Source organism: Gordonia sp. ALPHA1B1, from assembly GCF_005502615.1.
Taxonomy (GTDB): domain Bacteria; phylum Actinomycetota; class Actinomycetes; order Mycobacteriales; family Mycobacteriaceae; genus Gordonia; species Gordonia hongkongensis.
Window position 1 is genome coordinate 125,897 of record NZ_SCOC01000002.1, and the last position, 16,220, is coordinate 142,116.

A 16,220-nucleotide genomic window follows, 5' to 3' on the forward strand; every position below is an offset into this window, starting at 1 on the left:
TCAGCTCGCACACTTTTCCGACTTGGTGACGTCACAGACGTGCCGCACACCGGCGTAGTCCTCGTCGGAGGCAGGCACGACGCCCCAGGCGCGCTCGTCGGTGATCAGGCACTCGTCTCCGGAGCAGAATCCCGCCGCTTCCATCGACTCCTTGTTGACCTGCTCGGTGAACACCTTGGTGAGCGTGTCGATGGCTTCCGGGCCCAGCGAATTGTTCGCCGCGAACACCGATCCCGCGATCATCTCCGACTTCCAGACCGTCTTCAGCTGTCCTTGCTGGAGGTCACCCTTCTCGATGAGGGTCTTGTCGACCATCGAGTCGAAGGCGAATCCGGCTTCGCAGTCACCGGAGGCCACCGACAGCGCCGACGCGTCGTGTCCGCCTGCGTAGATCGGGGTGACGCCGGCGGCGAGGTCGGTCTCGGTGCCGGACTTGATCACCCCGGCTTCGATGAGACCGGCGCTCGGGTAGAGGAAGCCGGAGGTGGACCCGGGGTCGACGAAACAGACCGTCTTGCCGGCGAAGTCATCGATGCTGTTGACGGACGCGTTGTCGGCCTTGGCGATTCCGTAGAACTGGTATCCCGGTTCCGCGCCCTTCTCCGACACCACGGCTCCGATCGGGGTGATGTCGGCCCCGTTGAGGCCGGCGACGACGTAGGCGAAGGGACCGAAGAAGGCGAGGTCGACGTTGTCGGCGATCATCCCCTCGACAACGCCGGCATAGTCGGATGCCTGCACGAACTCGACCTTCGACCCGGTTTCCTGTTCGATCACCTTGATGACCGGGTCGTAGCTGGCCTTGAGATCGGAGGAGTTCTCGGCCGGGATCGCGGCGAGGGTGAGGGTCTCGGGAAAACCATTGTCGTTGACCGCTTCCGAATCGCCGCCGGAACATCCGGCGAGGACGAGGGCGGTGGTGGCGAGGGCGGCGGTGATCGCGAGCGGAGATTTACGGATCATCATCGGGGGTCAGCCTTTCGGGACGTTGCGGGGTCGGTTCGAGGAGCGGGTCAGGGGGCGGTGATCAGAGCGGGGAGATCGGCGACCGACGCGAGCACCCGATCGGCACCCGCGGCGCGCAGGGTGTGCTCGTCGTGGGCGCCGGTGAGCACGCCCACGGCCAGGCCGGCGCGGGCGCGCCGTGCGGTGTCGATGTCGCTCGACGTGTCGCCGACGACGACGACGTTGGCCATGTCGTCGACCTGCGCGGTGAGAGCGGCGGCGAGTACGAGGTCCGGGTACGGGCGACCGCGCAGTCCGGCGGTGGGAGCGAGGACCTGGTCGACGACCTCGGCCCACCCCAGTGAGTCGAGAATCCGCTGCTGGGTGGCCGGGCTGAACCCGGTGGTGAACGCGGTAGTGATCCCGCGCGATCGCAGGTCCGCGAAGGTCTCCGCCGCTCCCGGGATCGGCTCGACACCGTCGTCGATCAGTTCTCCGTAGGCCTCTTCGAACGCTTCGTTGGCCCGGCGGGCCGCGTCGTCGGAGCCGAGAAGCGCGCGGAACACCGCGATCTTGGACTGTCCCATCGTGTCGAGGACGTAGGTGCGGGCGCGGTCGCGTTCCACGCCCTCGGCCGGGATGCCGACCGCGGTCGCGGCGATCTCGAACGCCTGGGTGACGAGCCCGTCGTCGACAATCGTCGTGCCGGCCATGTCGAAGACGACGAGTTGGACGGACGAGGTGCCGTCGTGTGAGGTGGTTGTCCCCGCAGGTTCCGAAGCGGGCTCGGTGAAGTCATCGGTTGTACGCATGCGCCCAATGTCGCGTTTGGTATAGACCAATTCGGGTGTCTTACCCCAACGCAAGGTGAACACTCCGTTGCCATTTGGTCTAGACCATTTTTTGCTATGTTGGTCGCATGACCCTGTCCGAGCAACCGCGCGTTCTCAAGCACCAGGTGGTCAGGTCCCGGCTGGAGGAACTTCTGGACGACCTCGTCGAGGGTGATCCCTTTCCCGCGGAACGTGAACTCGCCGAGAGCTTCTCGGTCTCACGCGAGACCATCCGACAAGCACTTCGAGAGCTGTTGCTCGACGGCCGGATCGAGCGCCGCGGCCGGATGACCGTGGTGGCGGGACCCAAGATCCGGCAACCGTTGTCGATCGGCTCCTACACAGAGGCAGCCCGCGAGCGCGGGATGGAGACCAGTCGCATCCTGGTGGGATGGACGAATCTGACGGCCGACGCGGTGCTCGCCGAGCACCTGGCGATCGCCGTCGGCGACCCGGTCATCCAGCTCGAGCGTGTCTTCACGACCGACAAGGTACGGGTGGCACTGGAACGGACACGCCTGCCGGCCTTCCGGTACCCCGACCTCGAACGCGACTTCGAGGTGACGTCGTCGTTGTATGCCGAATTCCGTAGGCGCGGGGTGCGTTTCGGGCGTACCGAGGACACCATCGAGACGACGTTGCCCGACGCGCGTGAGGCCGCTCTGCTCAACGTCGACGCTCGTACGCCGATGTTCTTGCTGAACCGCTTGTCCTACGACAAGGACGACGTCCCCATCGAGTATCGGCGTTCGCTGTACCGGGGCGACCGGATGGCGTTCACGCAGACGATGTACGCCGACTGATCAGTAGTTCTGGTCCTGCCAGGTGCACAGGCACACCTCGTTGCCCTCGGCGTCGGCGAGAACCCAGGAGGCCGGGGCGTACTCGTCGGTGAGGAGTTGGCCGCCGGCGGTGATGGCCGACTGCAGCCGCTCGTGAAGTTCGTCGGTCGGGATCCACAGGTCGACGTGCATCCTGCTCCGTTGGGGGCGAGGTTCGTCCATCTGCTGGAACCAAACGCTGGGTAGGCGCCCGGCCGGATCGACGAGGTCGACGGGTTCGCGATCGGCCGCGTCGCCGTAGCCCAGGACTGCTTTCCAGAAGGGCCTGATGGCCGGGATGTCGAGGGCGTCGATGGCGAGGTTGAACTGGGTGACGGGCGCGGACACCGGCTCGAGGCCGAGGTCGGCGGCGATGCCGGTGATCCGGTTCGCCAGGGCGACATCGGCTTCCGTGAGCTGGTGCGCGCTGTGCGTGGTGAGCACGAGATGCACCGTGCCGTAACGCAGGTCGATGTCGGGGTGGTGGTTCGCCTCTTCGGCGGCGTCGATGATCTTGGCGACGAATTCACCGCCCCGCACCATCGATCCGGTGTTGTAGGCGGCGGCGAGTCTGTCGGCGATGACACGCCAGGGATCGGCGACCATCTCGGCGGCCTCGGCGGTGGTGAGCGGTGAGCGAGTGGACCCGGTCATGTCGCCCCATGCTGCCCCGTTCCGGTGGATTGCGAAAGGGGGCGCGCCTCAGTGCCTGTTGGTGGTCGCCGCCGCCAGTGTCGCGATCGCCTGGTGCGTCGCCGGGAGGAGCCCGCGGCGCGCCTCCTGGTCCAGGGCGGTGCCGGCCCCGATGACCGGGTCGTAGTCGAGCCCGATGACTCCGCCGACCGCACCGAACACCACGTTCACCAGCATGTCGGCGAGTCCATCCTGATGGGTGGCCGCTAGTTGGGCGGAGATCACGACGATCGTCTTCTCCAGCACCCCGGCCCGGTCCCATTCGGTGAAGACGACCCGGGCGCGGTTGAGCAGGTCGGGTCGTGCCGCGACGACGAGTACCGGAGTGAGGTTCGGGAGGTCGTCTTCGGCGAGTTCGGGCAGCAGCGTGAGCGGATGCGCGCCGGCGTCGACGACGGGAACCGCGCCCTGCCGCCACGTCTCGACGACGGCGTCGGTGACCGTCGCCTCCTCGGGCGGAAGCCACAGACCCGTGCCCGACGCCGTGCGCAACAGTTCGGGGTTACCCGACCCGCAGAGCCGCAGCTCGATGTCGCAGTCGTTCCCCGACGCATCCACCCACCACGAGAGAAGGCCGAGCGTCGACGACGCCCGATGCTCCGCGAGCAGCGCCGAAACAACCGACGTGCCAACGCCTCCCGCTGTCCCGCACACGACGACGGCCCGCTCGGCCCAGGCCTGCGGGTCGCCGTCGCGTGGTGTGGTCGGGTTGGTCATGTGGATTCAGGGAACGAGCATGTAGATGGTCGAACCGTAGCCGGAAGGGACTCGAACAGGACTATTGGGCGAAAACCCACCGAACCCAAGGCTGACTGGACCTGAGCCGGTGTTGATCTCCCAAACCTTCTTCTCGCCCGGACGCGGGCCGAACGTTGCGGTAACCCACTTTTCCAGGTTGTAACCCCGCACGCTGGTGTAGTAGTTCCCAAACAGCACTCGGCAATTCGGATTACGCTTCCAACTCGCCCCAGCCCCGGTGAACCCGTGCGACCGCACCGTGACCCTGACTACACCCCGCTTACCCTTCGGCGCATCCACAGTCGCGTTAACCGCACCCCGGCAGTAGGAGTGGTCGCCAAATATCCCGAAGTTGTAGCCGGTGGTCGAAACCTGGGGAATCGGAGCCGCAGACGCCTGACTGACGCCCGCCATGCACAACGCGCCAACGATAAGGCCGACAAACATAGTCGCGAGTAATCGTTTCACTTGATCCCTCCTTACCTTCTGCGGGCGCTCAGTTACGGGACCAACAGGTAGAAACCCGCCCCGTACGACTGGGGTGAGGCGATCGGGCTGTTAGTCGAGTAGGCAGTTACGCCGAATACGACTACACCCGAACCCGTATGGACGTCCCAAGTCTTGCTCTCACCGTGTCGCGGCCCGAAGCCAGCTCTCACCCACTTCTGAATGTTGAGTCCTCGACCGCTTGTGTACGTTGTCGCGAAGAGGACTCGACACCTCGGATTCTTCCTCCATCCCGGGCCGTCGCCTGTGAACCCGTGCGACCGTGCAGTTACTCGAACCACGCCGGGCTTCCCTGCCGGCGCATCGAGACCGATGTTGACAGCTCCGCGGCAGAAGGAGTGGTCACCAAAGGTGCCAAAATTGTTCCCGGTCGTTGATAGCTGGGGAATGGGGGCTGCGGTTGCGTGACCACCGCCAGCAACCGTAGCGAAGCTTGCCAAGACAAGCGCGACCACAAAGATCAAGAGCTTTTTCATTCAGATCCTTCGTGCAACAGATCGACGCCTACGGCACCGTCATGAAGAAGGAGGGTCCAGCAGGGGATTGCAGGACGCGAACGGCACTGTTGACGGCATATGTAGTGATGCCCATCCAAGCGGGGCCGGAGCCGGTCACGACGTGCCACGTCTGCTTCTGCCCTGGTTTCGGCCCGAAAGAACCAACCGTCCACTTCTCTATATCGATCCCTCGGACACTTGTGACAGCGGAGCGAAATAGGAAGCGGCAATTCGGATTCCGATTCCATGAAGGACCCTGACCCGAGAATCCGTGTGAAGTCGCGGTGACCTTGACAACGCCACGTTTCTTAGCCACGGCGTCGACTCTGTATGTAATAGCACCGCGGCAGAAAGAATGGTTACCAAACGTACCGAATGTCGTGCCGTTTGTACTGAAGTTCTGCAACGGCGCAGCAGACGCCTGGCCCGCGCCGACAATGACACCTAAAGTAGCGATTACGACAACGAACACGGATACGATTGCCTTTTTCACTTCACAACCTCTTTGCTGATCGACCGAGATTAACGTAATCCTTCGCGCGCTTCATATCATTTCCTAGCAGCGCTAGCGTGGTCGGCCTCGCCGGGCCACTGCACGTCACTACCCGGGACCGCATCCTTGAGAGTCTCGGATTGCGCCCGCGTCCAGTCACGGACTGATCGTTCGACTTGAGGCCCGAACACCGCGTAGGGCGAGCGTGCTTGCATGCCAGACCATTTGAAGGTCGAGGCTCCGACGGTCGCATCGACGTCACCGCGATGATTTACCACGTAGTCAACAGCCGGCAGTCCAGAGCGACGCGCATGGTCCGATGTCAGGTGGAATTCGAATTGGTTCGGGCCAGACTCGGGCAGCGCGTGCCGCGGGCCCTGCTGACGCCACGGCTCGGTTGGGTCGGCACCCGGGTCGCCCGCCCCGAGCGAGTACGCCAGTAGGCCACCTGCAGTACCCCCAATAGCGGCACCGACCACAGCCCCCGCAGCTCCAGCTCCGATTCCACCAACCGCTGCGCCTATTCCAGCTCCACCGAGTGCGTTAATGCCCGATGTAGCACCACCCGTCGTGACGGCACCGACTATCGCACCCGCCACCGCACCAATCGGGGCGCCAACCACCGCGCCCACAACAGCCGACGGAATACCAAGCGCGACAGCACCAGCCGTGCCACCGGCCATGACGCCGATGATCGTCGCGGCCGCACGACGAGTCGCCTCATCCTCAGGAACACCAGCAGAAATCAGTCCCTGCGCGATCTTCGCCTCGCCATAGGCCGACCACGCATTGATCGAGTTCACATCACGCTTCGACATCCCCTCCGGAATGTCAGTGACGAAGTTGCCCACACGGATCTTCTCCGGCGGCGGCGCGATCGGCCGAACCGGCGGAGCAACCCGCGGAGCCACCCGATTGTTGATCAACGGAGTGTAGGGCTCGTCATACGAATACGACCCAGGCGCGGTGTACGCCTGATAAGGCGCCTCCACCGGCGGCCCCGGAATACTGCCCGGCCCCGGAACCACGACCGGCTCGACCGTCGCCTCAGCACCGGCACCACCATCCGGCGACACATCACTCGGACTCGTGCCACCCTGCCCCGGAGCCGTGTCGCCCGGACTCGTGCCACCCTGCTCCGGCACCGCAAACGCCGCCCCGGCGCCCGCAGTGATCGACACCGCGACCACCGCCGACGTCACCGACAGCAATGGACCACTCGGCACCCGACGCTTCCGATGCCGACCCCGACTATGACTCATTACTCGACTACCTCTCTGGTGCGCCCACGGCGGGCGAGATCTCACTCAACGGATCGGATGGACTGGATGTAGGACTTGCCGCCGATGGTCGTCGTGCGGATGACCTGGCGGTAGGTGATGGGCGCCGCGTCGGGCTGCAGTTCGGTGAGCACCACCGAGTACTCGCCCGGGCCGCGCTCGGCGACCGTCAGACAGTGCCGGGTACCGAGTGGACGCTGATTGATGTACTGCTGCATCACGTACTCAGAGGCCACCGCGCCCGGCGCCGCGGCCGCCCGTGCCGCCCTCGCCGAGCGCAGAACGTAATAGGCGTGGTTGAAGGCGCGGATCGCACCGGCACCCGACTCTTGATTACCGGCATCGTCGCCGTCGGACACCGTCGTCCCCGACCCCACCGGGCGCTGCGTACAGACGGGCTCGCTCGCCACAGCGGACGTGGACGGCAACAGCGAATCGGAGGCGTCAGCGGTGGACGTCGATGCCGTCGTCGATGCGGGCTCGCCGCCGCGCGTCAGGACCACACCCAAGGCTGTGGCGACAATCACAAGAATCGCTGCTGCCGCACCTGCGATTCGCAGTGGTGAACCGAGACGTGCGGGCTTCTCACCGCGTGCGGCCGATCCGCTCTTCCGCTTCGCACGGACCGACTTTTCCGCCTCCGCCAGGAACGCGTCAAGCTCCGACGCCGGGCGCGGCGCGACGACCTGAGGTGCCGCGGCCACTGGCCGGACCGGCTTCTCGAGCATCGGAACCGGGCGCTCGAGAACGGCCACCGCGGACGGCTGCGAGGCCACCTGAGCTGGGCCGACGGAGCGGTATCGGGCCAGGTGAGCGGCCAGATCGGCGGCTGGCGTCGCGTCGGAAGCGGGCGACGGCGGGACGTCGGGGAACCACAGTGCGGAAGCGCGCGGCGGCACCAAAGATCCCTCCCCCCGGCCGGTGATCATGTCGTCGTGAAGTTGCACTCAACGACGGCACGACGCAGGGGGTCCCCCGATGACGTCGGCATATGCCGTCGCTGACCTCGGGACACCCTACAACAGCTCTCAGGACGTTCTCAGCTGTCATCCACAGGGGTGACACGCGATCCTGCCGCTGCGAATTCATGCACACAGATGTCGCGCTGACTAGGGTCGCGAGTGTGCTTCTCACGGCCGCAGTCGCCCGCGGGGTCGCGGACGGTACCGTCGACCTCGCCTTCCGGCGATGGGGCCATCCGCGCATACATCCGGGTTCGAGCTTCGTCGCGCTGACTCACGTCATCGAGGTGACGTCTCTGGAACGCGTCGACCCCGAACGGATCACGCGCGACGAGGCGCGGCGCGCAGGATACGACGATGCCGACGCCGTCCGGGCCACCCTCTGCGTCAACGTCCACAATCCGACCTACCGCATCGGACTGCAGTGCATCGGCGAGGACCCGCGCATCGCCCTACGCGCCGACGACGATCTCTCCGACTCGGACGTGGAGGAGATCCGAACCCGCCTCGACCGGATGGACGCCCGGTCCAAGAACGGGCCGTGGACCCGCGAAACCCTCGACATCATCGCGCGCCGCCCGGGCGTGGTGTCGACCGACCTCGCGGCTGAACTCGGCACCGACCGAGCAGGATTGAAGCAGGACATCACCAAGCTCAAGAAGCTCGGGCTGACCGACAGCCTCGTCGTCGGGTACGAACTGTCGCCGCGCGGCGTCGAGTTCCGGCGTCGCGACCGCGACTGAGGTCACCGAACATCCGACGGCGACGTGTCGACGTGGGCATCATCAAGTTCATGCCCAGCGCACACCCGGCCCGTCACCTGCTGCGCGCCAAGGATCTCGCGGACGTGCGATTCGCCGAGCCGCTGACGGTCGACGACATGGCCGCCGCGGCGAAACTGTCCCGCGCCCACTTCTCGCGGGCCTTCGCAGCCGCATACGGACAGTCGCCACACGCGTATCTGCAGACTCGACGACTGGAACGGGCAGCGGCCATGCTGCGAACGACAGACCGTACCGTCGCCGACATCTGCATGGCGGTGGGTCTTTCCAGTGTCGGTTCGTTCACCACGAGCTTCACTCGCGCATTCGGCAAGACGCCGACCGCATATCGGGATTCGTTCCCGCCCGCCTCCACGTACGCACGGATACCGGCATGCGTTCTGCGCGTCTACTCGCGCCCGGCGCCGACGAGTCGGACCGAGTACCCCCCCGGGAAGTGAAGCAACACGCGACGGACCAGGTGAGGACAGCACACGGGGAGAAGACCTCGACGGCCGCAGCGACCTACGTTGATCTCACCACCGCGACATCCCCCAAGCGAAGGAAGACAACATGATTCGCATCGCCAGCGCCCAACTGTGGGTACACGACCAGGACGAGGCGCTCGACTTCTGGACGTCGAAGGTCGGGCTCGAGATTCGATCGGACGCGTCCCTGCCCGAGATGGGCGGATTCCGTTGGCTCACCGTCGGTCCGCCCGAACAGGACGACGTGAGCATCGTGCTCATGGGCATCCCCGGCCCACCGGCCATCGACTCCGGCGTCGCCGAGGAGATCCGCAGCCTGATGTCGAAGGGTTTCGCCGGCACGGTCTTCCTCACCACCGACGATTGTCGGCGGGACTATGAGGCCCTGGCCGCGCGGGGCGTCGAGTTCACCGAGGAACCCGAAGAACGGCCGTACGGCATCGACGCGGGTTTCCGCGACCCGTCGGGAAACAGTGTTCGCCTGACGCAACTGGCCGAGGTACTCGCCTAGACCGCCCGGCGTTCCGGCAATCGCGGGTCGCGTCGCCGCGTCGTCGGCGACAATCCGACCATGAACAGCATCCGATCCGGAGTCACGGCGGCTGTGCTCGCGCTCGCCGCCGCAGGTCTGTGCCTCGTGGCCGGCACCGCGAACGCCGCGCCGTTCCCGGTGATCACGGATGCGCCGACTGCCATCGCCTCTCGATATCTCAGCCCGGCAACCGAGTCGCCCGCCGGCGCCAACCGCTTCAGCTGCCGCGACCGGGACGGACGCAATCCGGTCGTGCTGCTGCACGCGACGGCCATGAACCAGAGTGCCAACTGGGCCTACCTCGCGCCGACTCTGGCCAACGCGGGGTACTGCGTCTTCAGCCTGACCTACGGCCAGACCAGTTGGAGCGGCAACACGGGAGGGCTGGGCAACAAGGAGCAGTCCGCCCGTGTGGTCTCGGCTTTTGTCGGACGGGTTCTGGCTGCCACCGGTGCCGAGAAGGTCGATGTCGTCGGCCACAGCCAGGGCGGCGCCATCGCCCAACTGGTCACCCAGCTACCGGGCCGCGCCGACCAGGTGGGCACCATCGTCGGCCTCTCCGCCTCGAACCGCGGTTACTCTCGCGTCGGCTCGACCACTGACCGGCTCCCCGCGCGAGCGCCTGGACAAAGCTACTGGGGACCGACTCATCCGACAATCCGGTACGTCAACCTCGCGACGCGGTACGACGAGATCTCCACTCCTTACGCGCTCACGTTGATGCCACCCGGCCCCAACATCACCAACGCGCTGGTCCAGGATGTGTGCCCGGCGTCGAGGATCGGGCATGTCGGGATGGCCTACTCCCCGACCGTCGCTGCGCTCGTCCGCAACGCACTCGATCCGCAGCGTCGGGTGCCGGTCGTCTGCGGTTCCGACTTCCCGGGTTGACCTGGGCCCTCTGGCTTCGACGACCCGAGTTTTGTTCGATCCCCGACCCTCGCTAGACTCGTCTGCGCTGCCTCGCGTAGCACGCCGCCCTAGCTCAGTCGGTAGAGCAATTCACTCGTAATGAATAGGTCAGGGGTTCGATTCCCCTGGGCGGCTCCATCTCCTCCCGGCCACTCATGCCTCGGTTCTGGCCCACCCCTGCGTCGTCAGAAATCCGCCGCGCGGCCGCCTCGACGCACTGACCGCAGGCCGTTTAGTTCACTCGTTCAACCAGGAACAGGCGGGCGTGTGGCAGCCCCGCGGTGCGCGACCCCCGTCGACCGACCCTGCGAACGCAGCCCTGGGCATCATTGGAACAATAGAGGCCACTCCGACTGTTCCTTATTTTATCTATCTCCGTCTCTGTATAACATAGGCCATACAGGCCACCCCGCTTTTGCGTATGGATGCGGAGATAGATCAAGTGTCATACAGAACGCTCAAGTCCGTCTTCCACCAGCGCGATCAAGTCGGCGCCGACGCTGAGGAACGGGTCCGACGCGAGTCTCCCGCCGCCCTCCGCTGGGACTTGATGATCGGCGAGTACCCGATGTTCGCGCTGCTGACCCCCGAGATCGCAGTGCTGATCGAACGAATCATGAGCTTTGAGCCGAAGATTCAGTCCGAGTGGAAAGATCTGCCAGGACGAGCACGGACCCACTATCTCCATCGCATGGTCATCGACGAAATCCAAGCGACCAACGAGATCGAACAGGTCCGTTCGACCCGACAGGAGATCGGTGCTGCGATCAGGGCCGTCCGGGCGCGACAACCCATCGAAGACAAGCGCTTCGCGGAGATGGCGCGTCTTTACCTCGACATCGGCAACGACGAGGCCGAAAGTCCGCATACGCTGGACGACATCCGGGCTGTCTACGACGCGGTGACCGCGGGAGAGATCCGTGATGAAGACGCTCCCGATGGGCGGCTGTTCCGGCAGGGACCGGTATCGATCGAATCCGGGACCAAGATCGTGCATACCGGAGTCGTGCCCGAGTCAGCGATCGACGCAGCGCTCACCCTGATGCTGAGCCAGGCGCGCGACGATTCGGTCCCCCAACTCATCAGGGCCGTGGCTGCGCACTTCATCTTCGAGTACACGCACCCGTTCTACGACGGCAACGGCCGAACCGGGCGCTACCTTCTCGCACTCGACCTCCGACAGGTGATCGCTCCGTACGCGAGCCTCGCGCTGTCGGCGACCGTCGCCGACAACAAGGACCGTTACTATCGCGCGTTCGCGGACGTGGAGAATCCACTGAATCGCGGGGATCTGACGCCTTTCTTGATCAGAATGTTGGAGATCATCGCCGAGGCACAACATCGGCTGCTGCTCGACCTCTCCGAACGTCGGCAGAAGATCGAGGCGCTCAGGGCACGCCTTCGCGATCTGGTTGATGACGAACAGTTTCCGCTCAGCGTAGGGCTCGACCGCGAGTCGTCACCGCCGATAAGTCCTGACGACTTCGGCGCGATCTTGTACACCCTCGGCCAGGCCTACTACTTCGATGTGAACCGCGCCGTCCGATCGAACACCCTGGCCGACGTGCTGGGAAGATCCAGTCAGTTCGTCCGACCGCGACTCCAGCTCTTGGACGACGCCGGGATCATCGAGACCGTCACGAGGAAACCGCTGCGTTTCCGGCTCACCCAGCGGGTGGCCGCGCTGCTGGATCTGGAAGGACCGTGATCTCCAGTAGCTGACCCTCCGAGTAGATGTCCCGATTTGTGTCATTCAGACGACAGCGAGCAGCCCACTCGTCGTCTAATATCTGATCGACAAAGAGGGGGCCCAGGGGTGGCAGGATATCGGCGCGGCACACGACGCGCCGTCGAGAACGACGGCGTCGGTCCTCTTCGACGACCCTCGGGCCTCTCCAACGCCTCTCTCACCCTCGGCGCGCTCTCGCTGGCCACCGTCATCCCGACCGCGGTCGCATCGATCAACGTGACCCCCCTGGTCCACGCTCTCGCCGCGCCGGACACCGTCCAGGTGGCCACCGAATCGACCACCGGGTGGAGCCAACCGATCCCGTTGTCGCCGGGCGCCGGCGGCCCCGCTGCCCCGTCCGTCGCTGCGACACCGACTGGTGGGCCGGCCGCTCCCATGACACGCGACCTGTCTTCCACGGGTACACCGAGAACGCTGGTCATCGACTTTCCGCACTCGGTCGGCCCCATCATCGCCGGCGGTCCCCGAACCCGCGCAGTGTTGTCGACGGAGCTCGACGACGAACTCAAAGAACGTGCGGTGCAACAGAACCTGGCGGTCATGACCGTCATCGCCGGACTCGACGCGAACAGTCCGTTCGTCGTCTACACCGGCGACGCCCAGGGCTCCGGCGGGCCCGGCGCGCCCGGTGTACCCGAGGGCGGCACCAGCCTGACTCCGCCCCCGCCGGGTACCGACGGGCCGGTCATCGTGCTGGTGTCGGATCCGCGCGGGCCGTGGAGCATTCGAGTCTGGCTGGAGACCATCCCGCTCGTCTCGGCACTCCTGAAGTCGATCGGATGGAAGGTCGACCCGCCCCGGACGGACCGCCCTGTCGAGACGCCACGTCCCGATGCCGGCACGGGCAGCGAGCCGGAGGTCACCGAACCACCCCGCGGACGGCCCATCGAGCCGACCACCGACCGTGGCGACACCACATCCGACGCCGGAGCCGATGCCGAGACGCCCAGGAACACCGTCGAGACACGGGACGTGGGCCGGGAAACCCTGCGGGACATCGTGGTCGACGATGACCAGGACTTGCCGACCGAGTCCGCCGATGTCGAAGACGACGGGGACACCGGATCGGATTCAGGCGAAGCGGGCGACGACGGTCCGTCCGAGGGTTCGGGCAACTCGCGATCCGACTCGACGAGCGGTGACCGTTCCGGCGCGGGCGACGACAGCGACTCTTCCGACCACGGTGGTTCCGACAGCGGATCCTCGGAATCCGCCGCCTGATTCGTCGTCGTAGATCAACTGCTCAACCGAACACGGACCCGAGTGGTGCTGCCGAGTCGGGCGACAACGGCGAGGTCAGCATCACCGGCCCCTGCGCCATGAATCGTGGAGTCGTACCACGATGTTCGTCGGCCGCGTGCACGGTGAACGGATGGACCACGTAGACGTCACCGGGACTGCCGGTCGCGTAAGCGACGCGACGCTCGCGACTCGCGGCGTCCAGTAGCGGACCGGCGTCGAAGGGGCTCATCCCGTCGTCGTCGAGGACGGCGACTGCGTCGCGATGTGACCCCACCCGGATGCGTGTCGGTGCGTCGGTCGGTCCGACTTCGGAGAGCAGGGTCAGGATCAGCACGGTGTGGGGCCGTCGACTCACCACCCACGATCCGTCCTCGCGCGGTGTGTTGGCGTCGATGTGCCAGCCGCGGTCATCGACCGTCGGCGGCAGCGGGAAGCGGACCGGTATGTTGCCCAGGGCGCCGCGCGGTGTCCAACCGCCGACGCCACAGATCGCATCGAGCGCCTCGGTCAGCTCCGGACTGTTCGCGAGCAACCCGAATGGGCCGGCCCCCACCATGTCCGACGCCCAGCGCACCGGATCGGTCCAGGCGTCCGGGTCGTCCTCGGACAGACCCAGCTGAGCCCACAATCCTGCCCGCGCCCGGTCCGCGGCCTCGCGCAGCGACGGACGCTCGATCTTGAGGAAACCGTCTGCGCTGAACCTGTCGACGTCGATCACCGTCGCAGCCTCCCACCATCGGGCGTCTCCCGCGAGCGATTTTCGCCGCACCAAGGGCGGCAGATCACGAACCGTCGAGAAGCTCACGGCCGCAGGCCCTCTGGAATCGACTACGGGAGAGCTTGGTCGATCAGGACTTCGGCGGCAGCTCGTGCATCGTCGGCGGCACGCGCCGAGCCCGCGATCGCCGCCGTGGTCTGGGCCCCCTCGGCGAGGATGGACAGCTGCGCGCCGAGGCCGTCGGGGCCTCCCAGTTCGGCCACCAGACCCGCGACGTAACGCTGGAAATCAGCTTTCTGCGCACGGACCGCGGCGGCGACCGAGGGCATCTCGGCCCCGAGTTCGCCGTAGGCGTTGATGAACGCGCACCCGCGGAACTCGTCGGTGCCGAACCACTGGAGCAAGAAGTCGAACACGGCGAGCAACCTCTCCCGCGGTGTTGACAGCCCCTCCGCGCACGCGGCGATCCCGCTGTTCCACTGCCGGGTCCGATCGTCGAGCACCGCGAGGATCAACGCCTCCTTCGACGGGAACATCGAGTAGATCTTCTTCAGCGACACCCCCGCCGCATCGCGGACCTTGTCCATCCCCACCGCGTGGACCCCGTGCGCATTGAACAGCTGGTCAGCGGCGCGGACCACCTGCTCGCGTGGGTCCACGGCGTCGGTCACCTCGATCTCCTCTACTGCCGGTTCCCGGCTGGGGGTTGCGCGGGGAACGATCGTTCTCTAGTGTAGCAATCACCGGTGAGAACGATCGTTCTCCCGCCCGCCGCATCGATTCCGATCCCGATCGGGTCGCCTCAACAGAGAGAAGTGATCGCAATGGGCTACATCAAAGTCGGCACCGAGAACTCCACCGACGTCGAGCTGTACTACGAAGATCACGGCACCGGCCAGGCCGTCGTGCTGATCCACGGCTATCCGCTCGACGGCAACAGCTGGGAACTGCAGGCGCGCGAGCTCATCGACGCCGGCTACCGCGTGATCACCTATGACCGTCGCGGGTTCGGGAAGTCGAGCAAGGTCGGCACCGGCTACGACTACGACACCTTCGCCGCGGACCTGAACACCGTCCTGGAGACGCTCGATCTCCGCGACGTCATCCTCGTCGGATTCTCCATGGGCACCGGCGAACTCGCCCGTTACGCCAAGAACCACGGCATCGATCGGGTCGCGAAGTTCGCGTTCCTGGCGTCGCTCGAACCGTTCCTGGTGAAGACCGACGACAATCCCGAAGGCGTCGACCGGTCCGTCTTCGACGGTATCGCCGCGGCCGCCAAGGAGAACCGCTACGCCTGGTACACGCAGTTCTACAAGGACTTCTACAACCTCGACGACAACCTCGGCACCCGCATCACCCAGGAGGTCGTCGATGCGAACTGGAACACCGCGGTCGGCAGCGCGCCGGTCGCCGCCTACTCGGTCGTCCCCGCCTGGATCGAGGACTTCCGCGAAGATGTTGCCGCAGTGCGCGACTCGCGCAAGCCGACCCTGATCCTGCACGGCACGGCCGACAACATCCTGCCCATCGACGCCACCGGACGCCGCTTCCACCAGGCCGTTCCGGAGGCCGAGTACGTCGAGATCCCCGACGCCCCCCATGGCCTGCTCTGGACTCACGCCGCCGAGGTGAACGAGGCGCTGCTGAGGTTCGTTCAGAAGTAAGCGGCCCGGGCGAGTTCGCCCAGCGAGCACACCCGCGTGACAGCAGGACGGCCGCCGGATGGATTCTCCATCCGGCGGCCGTTTGCCGTCTGCTTCCCTACCGCGACTCGCCCTCGACCGGCGCCGAATCGTCGGCACTCTCGTCGGACGTCTCGGCATCCTTGTTGTCGGCGAGGGGGTCGTAGCCGGGAACACCCTCGAGCACCGTCAGTTCCTGATCGATGGCGGCCGAGACGGCCTTGGCATCTTCCTTGATCTTGCGGATGAAGTCCGACATCGCTCGCTCCTCGCTCATCGTCCGGCCGCGGCACGCGACCCTGACCTCATGATAGGTCGAGGCCCGCGTCACCCTCCGGCGATCGGAGTCCGGGCGCGCGACCG

18 protein-coding genes and 1 tRNA gene are annotated in these 16,220 nt (G+C 65.9%); 9 read left to right on the plus strand and 10 right to left on the minus strand.

What is annotated here, in order from left to right; translation table 11 throughout:
- Complete coding sequence (locus FFS52_RS01730) at nt 1-966, minus strand: phosphate/phosphite/phosphonate ABC transporter substrate-binding protein (protein ID WP_137808623.1); 966 nt, start codon at nt 964-966, stop codon at nt 1-3.
- A gap of 47 nt (nt 967-1,013) precedes the next feature.
- Nucleotides 1,014-1,757 carry a phosphonatase-like hydrolase gene (locus tag FFS52_RS01735; RefSeq protein WP_137808624.1) on the minus strand — a complete coding sequence of 248 codons (744 nt, stop codon included), beginning with the start codon at nt 1,755-1,757 and terminating at the stop codon, nt 1,014-1,016.
- A gap of 107 nt (nt 1,758-1,864) precedes the next feature.
- On the opposite strand from FFS52_RS01735, the gene FFS52_RS01740 reads away from it, so the two are divergent.
- A complete protein-coding gene (locus tag FFS52_RS01740) occupies nt 1,865-2,581 on the plus strand; it encodes a GntR family transcriptional regulator (RefSeq protein ID WP_137808625.1) in 717 nt (238 codons plus the stop codon).
- Here FFS52_RS01740 and FFS52_RS01745 read toward each other — a convergent pair whose 3' ends face one another.
- The 5 genes from FFS52_RS01745 to FFS52_RS01775 form a co-directional block, all read right to left on the minus strand.
- On the minus strand, nt 2,582-3,253 hold the full coding sequence (locus FFS52_RS01745) for a VOC family protein (protein WP_137808626.1): 672 nt from the start codon (nt 3,251-3,253) through the stop codon (nt 2,582-2,584).
- Between the two features lie 48 nt (nt 3,254-3,301).
- Entirely contained in the window at nt 3,302-4,009 is a 708-nt protein-coding gene (locus FFS52_RS01750) for an ATP-binding protein (protein ID WP_137808627.1), read from the minus strand.
- 6 nt (nt 4,010-4,015) lie between these two features.
- Complete coding sequence (locus FFS52_RS01755) at nt 4,016-4,498, minus strand: enoyl-CoA hydratase (protein WP_137808628.1); 483 nt, start codon at nt 4,496-4,498, stop codon at nt 4,016-4,018.
- 1,085 nt (nt 4,499-5,583) lie between these two features.
- Nucleotides 5,584-6,789: a hypothetical protein gene (locus FFS52_RS01770; protein WP_247451138.1), complete on the minus strand. Its 1,206-nt coding sequence runs from the start codon at nt 6,787-6,789 to the stop codon at nt 5,584-5,586.
- A gap of 41 nt (nt 6,790-6,830) precedes the next feature.
- The gene (locus tag FFS52_RS01775; protein ID WP_247451136.1) at nt 6,831-7,706 is read right to left on the minus strand and encodes a hypothetical protein; all 876 of its coding nucleotides are present in this window, start codon (nt 7,704-7,706) and stop codon (nt 6,831-6,833) included.
- Nucleotides 7,707-7,930: 224 nt separating this feature from the next.
- On the opposite strand from FFS52_RS01775, the gene FFS52_RS01780 reads away from it, so the two are divergent.
- The 7 genes from FFS52_RS01780 to FFS52_RS01810 all read left to right on the plus strand — a co-directional run bounded on the left by FFS52_RS01780 (nt 7,931) and on the right by FFS52_RS01810 (nt 13,433).
- Entirely contained in the window at nt 7,931-8,512 is a 582-nt protein-coding gene (locus FFS52_RS01780) for a hypothetical protein (RefSeq protein WP_137808632.1), read from the plus strand.
- A gap of 50 nt (nt 8,513-8,562) precedes the next feature.
- Entirely contained in the window at nt 8,563-8,991 is a 429-nt protein-coding gene (locus tag FFS52_RS01785; protein WP_137808689.1) for a helix-turn-helix transcriptional regulator, read from the plus strand.
- 112 nt (nt 8,992-9,103) lie between these two features.
- Entirely contained in the window at nt 9,104-9,529 is a 426-nt protein-coding gene (locus FFS52_RS01790) for a VOC family protein (protein WP_137808633.1), read from the plus strand.
- Between the two features lie 60 nt (nt 9,530-9,589).
- Nucleotides 9,590-10,441: an alpha/beta fold hydrolase gene (locus FFS52_RS01795; RefSeq protein WP_137808634.1), complete on the plus strand. Its 852-nt coding sequence runs from the start codon at nt 9,590-9,592 to the stop codon at nt 10,439-10,441.
- An 83-nt stretch (nt 10,442-10,524) separates the two neighbouring features.
- Nucleotides 10,525-10,600, plus strand: a tRNA-Thr gene (locus FFS52_RS01800).
- 304 nt (nt 10,601-10,904) lie between these two features.
- Nucleotides 10,905-12,170: a Fic family protein gene (locus FFS52_RS01805; RefSeq protein ID WP_137808635.1), complete on the plus strand. Its 1,266-nt coding sequence runs from the start codon at nt 10,905-10,907 to the stop codon at nt 12,168-12,170.
- 108 nt (nt 12,171-12,278) lie between these two features.
- Nucleotides 12,279-13,433, plus strand: a complete 1,155-nt coding sequence (locus tag FFS52_RS01810; protein ID WP_137808636.1) for a hypothetical protein — start codon at nt 12,279-12,281, stop codon at nt 13,431-13,433.
- Between the two features lie 22 nt (nt 13,434-13,455).
- Here the strand turns inward: FFS52_RS01810 and FFS52_RS01815 are convergent, their stop codons facing one another.
- A complete protein-coding gene (locus FFS52_RS01815; protein ID WP_171011524.1) occupies nt 13,456-14,172 on the minus strand; it encodes a phytanoyl-CoA dioxygenase family protein in 717 nt (238 codons plus the stop codon).
- A 110-nt stretch (nt 14,173-14,282) separates the two neighbouring features.
- On the minus strand, nt 14,283-14,843 hold the full coding sequence (locus FFS52_RS01820) for a TetR/AcrR family transcriptional regulator (protein WP_068970198.1): 561 nt from the start codon (nt 14,841-14,843) through the stop codon (nt 14,283-14,285).
- 153 nt (nt 14,844-14,996) lie between these two features.
- Between FFS52_RS01820 and FFS52_RS01825 the strand changes: the two genes are divergently transcribed.
- The gene (locus FFS52_RS01825; RefSeq protein ID WP_137808637.1) at nt 14,997-15,839 is read left to right on the plus strand and encodes an alpha/beta hydrolase; all 843 of its coding nucleotides are present in this window, start codon (nt 14,997-14,999) and stop codon (nt 15,837-15,839) included.
- 97 nt (nt 15,840-15,936) lie between these two features.
- Here FFS52_RS01825 and FFS52_RS01830 read toward each other — a convergent pair whose 3' ends face one another.
- On the minus strand, nt 15,937-16,116 hold the full coding sequence (locus tag FFS52_RS01830) for a hypothetical protein (protein ID WP_065630547.1): 180 nt from the start codon (nt 16,114-16,116) through the stop codon (nt 15,937-15,939).
- Between the last annotated feature and the right edge of the window lie 104 nt (nt 16,117-16,220).